The sequence below is a fragment of the Ancylomarina sp. genome (genome assembly GCF_041555295.1).
Classification (GTDB): Bacteria; Bacteroidota; Bacteroidia; order Bacteroidales; family Marinifilaceae; genus Ancylomarina.
This window is the reverse complement of sequence record NZ_JBFFKR010000257.1, coordinates 1-4970: the sequence shown is the minus strand read 5'-3', so window position 1 is coordinate 4970 and position 4970 is coordinate 1. Positions and strand designations below refer to the sequence as shown.

The 4970-nt window shown below is 35.2% G+C and carries 3 protein-coding genes; 1 reads left to right on the top strand and 2 read right to left on the bottom strand.

Features of this window, described 5'->3' with window-relative positions; translation table 11 throughout:
- Nucleotides 1–549 precede the first annotated feature (549 nt).
- Together ABY905_RS14030 and ABY905_RS14025 are read right to left on the bottom strand one after the other, a co-directional pair.
- Nucleotides 550–1140 (bottom strand): HD family hydrolase, encoded by a 591-nt coding sequence (locus tag ABY905_RS14030; protein WP_372644945.1) that lies wholly within the window; start codon nt 1138–1140, stop codon nt 550–552.
- Between the two features lie 719 nt (nt 1141–1859).
- Nucleotides 1860–4286, bottom strand: a complete 2427-nt coding sequence (locus ABY905_RS14025) for an RND family transporter (RefSeq protein WP_372644944.1) — start codon at nt 4284–4286, stop codon at nt 1860–1862.
- Between the two features lie 451 nt (nt 4287–4737).
- On the opposite strand from ABY905_RS14025, the gene ABY905_RS14020 reads away from it, so the two are divergent.
- The coding region (locus tag ABY905_RS14020) for a Na/Pi symporter (protein ID WP_372644942.1) at nt 4738–4970 on the top strand (233 nt) is incomplete at its 3' end.

The following is a 4970-nucleotide window of genomic DNA, read 5'->3' as shown; positions in this document are numbered from 1 at the left end:
TTTCGGTAGTATTACGATTTCCAAACCCAATATAACAAGAAACCCAATAGTTAATACTATCGGGTTTCTATTAGTGTGCCGGGTGCATGCAAATTTTATTTCTTGCCTTTTGGCGGGCTGAAAGCCCATATTAATTCAGCCCGAAGGCAAAGTCTCGGGAAATGATGTAGATTATGTCATTCGTGTACCAAGCATGCAAATTTTATTTCTTGCTTTTTTGCGGGCTGAAAGCCCATATTAATTCAGCCCGAAGGCAAAGCCTCGGGATGTGATGTCGATTAGGTCACACGCCCTGAAAGGGCAGCTTAATATTAATCATGCCATAAATATTCCTCATAGAAGCTCATATTTTAATGATGTTTTGACAGTGATTGTGACATCATTAAGGTTTTTAAGCTGCCCTTTCAGGGCGAAAATTGTATTCTGTGTTTTTTATTACCCAAGGCGTTGCCATTGGGCTGAAGTAAGTTGCCACTCTGTGGCGAAATATTATCCGCTAACTAATGGCATAGCGGCAGCCTACTCGATTAGCAACTGATTTATATAAAGTTATTTTTTCAGAATTCCATTTTCTACGCTTTCGTTTATAAGTTCCTCAGCAAATCCCCAAATTGACTTAGAGCCTTCTTTTATAAGCTTCTTTTTGCTGAAAACACTTTCATATTTAACATTAAATTCAGACCAAGTCCCACCATTGTTAGAGGTGTTTTGTAATAGTGGCTCGAATCTGTCCATTGCTCTGGCAAATTTGGATTCATTAGTTCTACCTTCTTCAAATTCCTCCCAAATCGCGATGAACTCTTGTGCTTGTTCGGTAGGCAGCATCCCAAAAATTCTTTTAGCCGCTTTCAGTTCTTCTTTTGTATTGGAGTGATTCTTAACAGAATCATAAATAAAGGTATCTCCAGCATCTATTTCAACAATATCATGGATCAAAACCATTTTTAATACTTTCAATACATCTATTTGCTCATTTGCATGCTCCGACAGAACAATAGCCATCATAGCCAGATGCCAACTATGTTCAGCGTCATTTTCATGTCTGTCGCTATTGAATAGTTTTGTTTTTCGTTGGATGTATTTGATCTTATCAATTTCTTTAATGAATTCTACTTGCTTAAGTAGGTTATCAATTTTCATAATTATTAGATATCTTATGTTTTGTGAACGAATTTGCTGCTAACGTAAAAGTGTATATACATTTTATTTCTTTTATCAATATTAAAACATACACTTATAGATCATATTTGGTTATGTGAATGTATGAAATATATTTAGGTGTCGTCAATAAAATCATCATTGTGTCTAGTCCTAAACTTGTGTTGTTATCCAAAAACAAAGGCTTTATTCCCTATATCGCAAGTTTTTGACTTATGAGACGATTAAAAATATTGTTAGCAATGATTTTCAGAAAAAACAGCTGAATGCCCCAATAAGTAAAGGGTTTTAATAAAAATACCCAATATAGGGCAGGTCTATATAAGTTTATATACGCTTCTCTCCTGAAGGATTGGAGTCTATATAAGTTTATATAAGCTTCGCCGCACAAGAAGGAAGCAATTATAAGTTTATAATGAATTCTATAAAAGCTCACCCCTTGAGACTGTTCACGTAACTGTGTTTATTACTATTTTTTTTTAAGACGCTGATTAAACATGATTTTGCATAAAAAATGCGTACATATAAGTTGAGTCATGCTCTGACTCTATACGTGCTGCCCATGTCAGGGTATGACCAGGTGATGAGAAGCTATTGATCCCGATGTTCGGGATCACAAAATAGTGAGCCCCCTCAAAGTAAATACGACGAAGCCCGATAGTTTTGAACTATCGGGCTTCTTATATTTCATATCAAAAAGATTATTTAACGACGCTGTCTTCTTTTTGTTCTTCTTTTATTTCAGAGCCAGCTATTCTTAAAGCATCCAAATCGATATCTTCCTCTTCATTGTAAATTTGAAGTAGGGGTTCTTTAAACGACTTATTCGTAATTAATCTTTCGAGAGTTAATAATAACGAAGGCAGAAGAATAAGATTCGATAACATGGCTGAAAGGAGTGTAACCGAAACCAACACGCCCAATGACACTGTTCCTCCAAAATCAGATAATGAGAAAATCCCAAAACCGAAGAAAAGAATAATAGATGTGTAAATCATACTCTGTCCTGTTTCGCGAAGAGCCAATACAACTGATGATCGAATACTCCAATTCGTTATTTTCAACTCTTGTCGGTATTTGGCCAGATAGTGAATGGTATCGTCTACTGAGATACCAAAGGCGATACTAAATACCAATATGGTTGACGCCTTAATCGGAATGCCAAAATACCCCATAAGGGCAGCTGTTATGACTAAAGGAATTAAGTTAGGAATTAGAGCCACAAGCACCATTCGTTTGGAAGAGAACATCCAGGCCATAAAAGTGGCGATAAGGAGAATGGCTAAAGCCAAACTTAAAAATAGGTTTTTAATTAGGTATTGAGTCCCTTTAAAAAAGACGATACTCGAACCTGTTACAGTCACCTTATATTTATCCTTAGGGAATATCTCATCAACATGTCTCAGAACAATTTGCTCCATTTCTTCCATTTTGGTCGTCCCAATGTCTTTTATTCTAAAACTCATTCGAGTTTGAGTCTGGGTCGAGTCCATAAAGGAATCAAAGATGCTCACTTCTCCTTTAACGTCGGCTTTTGAGAGGTAGGAGAGAAGTATATTCTTCACATTATTACTAGGCATTTTATAATACTTCTCTTTACCATTGTAATAGGATTGATGAGCAAATTTAGCTCCTTCAACCAACGATAATGAGGCAGAAACATCAGGATATTGTTTAAGCGAATCGTTTAATTTTTCGATACGTTCGAGAGTCGATAATTTTAGGGCTCCACCTTTCTTCTTGGTCTCAACCACAATCTCAAGTGGCATAATTCCATCAAGATTTTTTTCGAAGAATTTTAAATCCTGATAAATGACATTGTGATGTGGAAGATCGTCTACCATATAACCCGTACTCTTAATCTTGCTAATTCCGATGACACCAATAATCATTAGTGAACCCGTAATTAGATAAACAGCTTTTCGGTTGTTTAGGACGATTTTCTCAAGAGCCTTTACAAACTTGTTGACAAACTTATTCTCTAAATGTTGTGTTGCTTTATTATCAGGTGGGGCTATGAAACTGAAAATGATTGGGATTAAAATCAGTGATAAAAAGAAAACCACCATAATATTTAAGGCTGCAACAACGCCGAATTCTTTAAGAATTTGACTTGAAGTAATAATAAAAGTCGCAAAACCCGATGCAGTTGTTAAGTTGGTTAAGAAGGTTGCATTACCAATTTTTGATACGACACGTTGTAGGGCTTTAATTTTATTACGGTGTAGAATATACTCGCTATGGTATTTATTAATGAGGAATACAGAATTGGGTATTCCAATAACGACCAAAAGAGGAGGTAGCATGGCTGTTAATAGAGTAATCTTGTATTCAAAAAGGACCATGGAGCCTATTGCCCAAATAACACTAAGTCCAACAACCAGCATACTAAAGAAGACCACTTTAAACGAGCGGAAAAACATGAAGAGAATAATGGCTGTGACTAATAATGATAAGAGAATAAACATATTCATCTCTTTTTTTATCATCTTAGCCATTTCCACTCTAATGTATGGCAAACCAGAGTAGCGCATTTTAATATTGTGTTTCTGCGCAAAATTTTCAGACGCCTTGTGCACTTGTCTAACCATAGGCTCTCTGGCCTTCGAATTCATAACTCTCCCGTTAACGGTGATTGCCATTAAATAGGTGTGAGTATCGTTGTTGACCAAACTGCCTTTGTAAAAGGGTAAAGACTCTGCTATGGCAGCAATACTATCCAATTCTTTTTGAGAACTAAGTTTGTCAGGGAAAATAGATTCGAATTCAAATCTTTTCTTGTCCTTATTCTTGATGATGTTATAGGTGTGTGCAATGGATACCACTGCATCAATACCATCTAATTTCTTGAGATCATTACCAAGAGCAATCCAATCGTTAAATTTATCAAGCTGATAAAAATCACTGTCTTGAATTCCAAAGAACATGACGTTTCCATCTTGCCCGAAAGTGTTATGGAAATTTTCGTAATCAATGGATGCTGAATCGTCAGAAGGCAACAGCGCAGCATGCTGATATGACATTTCTACAAATTGTGCCTTATAGCCCATAAAGACTGTCATTAGTCCTATAAGCACCAATAATAATATTCTATTCCTGAGAATAACTCCCGCAATTCTATTCCACATATCTATACCTATCTTTGAATCTTACTCTTGATGATGTTTGTTTTTATATATATGACTGGTAGTCAGTTTGATATTAGTCATATCGAATAATCAAACACTTGAAGGGCGAAATTACGACTTAATATCTTTATTTCAAAAGCTAATCTAGCTTATCGGTTGATAGTGAAATTTATTATTTATAAGTGTCGATTTCAGACGTTTAAATAATCAGGATTCGAATGTTAGCCTATTGAAATAACTGATATTTATTTGTTTAGATTGATTGTTGATATTTGAAAAATTCAACAAGTTCAGTTTTTAAAATTAGCAGAGTTTCAAGCCAAGGTTAAGTTAATGTTAACATTTAAGTTTTTTGCCTTTAAAAATTAGTTTGTCTCTAAATATCCTATATTTTTGCCAGCCTTAAAAGCAGAACCAATCAACTGAAAAAACAAATAAATTTAGACTAATTATGGATTACGGTTTAACTGATTTCTTGACGCTCATAGGGTCCTTAGGATTATTCCTTTATGGAATGAAATTGATGAGTGAGGCTCTACAAAAAGTAGCTGGAGAGAAAATGAGATCGATTTTGTCAGCAATGACTTCGAATCGTGTTAAAGGCGTTATGACTGGTGTATTAATTACGGCACTTATTCAGTCATCATCAGCTACTACTGTAATGGTAGTTAGTTTTGTAAATGC